At 50.7% G+C, this 2,130-nt stretch carries 3 tRNA genes and 1 rRNA gene; all 4 read right to left on the bottom strand.

Going from position 1 to position 2,130, the window contains the following annotated elements:
• Nucleotides 1-160: 160 nt before the first annotated feature.
• Nucleotides 161-236, bottom strand: a tRNA-Val gene (locus L4D20_RS24210).
• A gap of 32 nt (nucleotides 237-268) precedes the next feature.
• Nucleotides 269-344 (bottom strand) — tRNA-Lys (locus L4D20_RS24205).
• A gap of 2 nt (nucleotides 345-346) precedes the next feature.
• Nucleotides 347-422: transfer RNA gene (locus L4D20_RS24200), tRNA-Glu, on the bottom strand.
• Nucleotides 423-544: 122 nt separating this feature from the next.
• Nucleotides 545-2,089, bottom strand: a 16S ribosomal RNA gene (locus L4D20_RS24195).
• Nucleotides 2,090-2,130 lie beyond the last annotated feature (41 nt).

Genomic DNA, 2,130 nt, shown 5'->3' with positions numbered 1-2,130 from the left:
CGATCAAAGTCGTTGTTCGTCAGCTTTCCAAATTGTTAAAGAGCGAGTGTTTACTTTTTCAAGTTAAATCACTTTCTAAAGACTTTCGTCGACAAGAATCCGAACCAAATCCGCTATTGTGAATTGGTTTGGAAGTCAACATCCAAAAGTTTTTAGAGAGTGGTGGGCGATACCGGGCTCGAACCAGTGACCCCCTGCTTGTAAGGCAGGTGCTCTCCCAACTGAGCTAATCGCCCACATTTAGTTTTAATTCCTCTGTGGAGAAGAATGGTGGGTCGTGCAGGATTCGAACCTGCGACCAATTGATTAAAAGTCAACTGCTCTACCAGCTGAGCTAACGACCCAATGGTATCCCGTAGGGGAGTCGAACCCCTGTTACCGCCGTGAAAGGGCGGTGTCCTAGGCCTCTAGACGAACGGGACACTGCATTTATTTTCACTTAAAAAGCGAAAGTAAACTGTCGAAACATCTTGGGAGATGTTTCATTTCTCTTTACATTTTAAACCATCAATCTGTGTGGGTACTCATCGTGAAAATCATCGTATAAGGAGGTGATCCAGCCCCAGGTTCCCCTAGGGCTACCTTGTTACGACTTCACCCCAGTCATGAACCACAAAGTGGTGAGCGTCCTCCCCGAAAGGTTAAACTACCCACTTCTTTTGCAGCCCACTCCCATGGTGTGACGGGCGGTGTGTACAAGGCCCGGGAACGTATTCACCGTAGCATTCTGATCTACGATTACTAGCGATTCCGACTTCATGGAGTCGAGTTGCAGACTCCAATCCGGACTACGACGCACTTTTTGGGATTCGCTCACTATCGCTAGCTTGCTGCCCTCTGTATGCGCCATTGTAGCACGTGTGTAGCCCTACTCGTAAGGGCCATGATGACTTGACGTCGTCCCCACCTTCCTCCGGTTTATCACCGGCAGTCTCCCTGGAGTTCCCACCATTACGTGCTGGCAAACAAGGATAAGGGTTGCGCTCGTTGCGGGACTTAACCCAACATTTCACAACACGAGCTGACGACAGCCATGCAGCACCTGTCTTAGAGTTCCCGAAGGCACACCTGCGTCTCCGCTGGCTTCTCTAGATGTCAAGAGTAGGTAAGGTTCTTCGCGTTGCATCGAATTAAACCACATGCTCCACCGCTTGTGCGGGCCCCCGTCAATTCATTTGAGTTTTAATCTTGCGACCGTACTCCCCAGGCGGTCTACTTAACGCGTTAGCTCCGAAAGCCACGGCTCAAGGCCACAACCTCCAAGTAGACATCGTTTACGGCGTGGACTACCAGGGTATCTAATCCTGTTTGCTCCCCACGCTTTCGCATCTGAGTGTCAGTATCTGTCCAGGGGGCCGCCTTCGCCACTGGTATTCCTTCAGATCTCTACGCATTTCACCGCTACACCTGAAATTCTACCCCCCTCTACAGTACTCTAGTCCAACAGTTTCAAATGCAGTTCCGAGGTTGAGCCCCGGGCTTTCACATCTGACTTATTGAACCACCTGCATGCGCTTTACGCCCAGTAATTCCGATTAACGCTCGCACCCTCCGTATTACCGCGGCTGCTGGCACGGAGTTAGCCGGTGCTTCTTCTGTCGCTAACGTCAAGAGATAAGCGTATTAAGCTTACCCCCTTCCTCACGACTGAAAGTACTTTACAACCCGAAGGCCTTCTTCATACACGCGGCATGGCTGCATCAGGCTTTCGCCCATTGTGCAATATTCCCCACTGCTGCCTCCCGTAGGAGTCTGGACCGTGTCTCAGTTCCAGTGTGGCTGATCATCCTCTCAGACCAGCTAGGGATCGTTGCCTTGGTGAGCCATTACCTCACCAACTAGCTAATCCCACCTAGGCGTATCCAATAGCGCAAGGCCCGAAGGTCCCCTGCTTTGCTCCAAAGAGAATATGCGGTATTAGCCATCGTTTCCAATGGTTATCCCCCTCTACTGGGCAACTTCCTAGGCATTACTCACCCGTCCGCCGCTCGACGCCGAAGTAGCAAGCTACTTCTCGTTTCCGCTCGACTTGCATGTGTTAGGCCTGCCGCCAGCGTTCAATCTGAGCCATGATCAAACTCTTCAATTTAAGATTTTGTCGGCTCAATGAATACTGACTTCAAAACTAAT

The sequence above is a fragment of the Vibrio kyushuensis genome (assembly GCF_050337325.1).
Lineage (GTDB): Bacteria > Pseudomonadota > Gammaproteobacteria > Enterobacterales > Vibrionaceae > Vibrio > Vibrio kyushuensis.
Note: the sequence above shows the minus strand (reverse complement) of the source record. Positions and strands in the feature narration are given on the sequence as shown.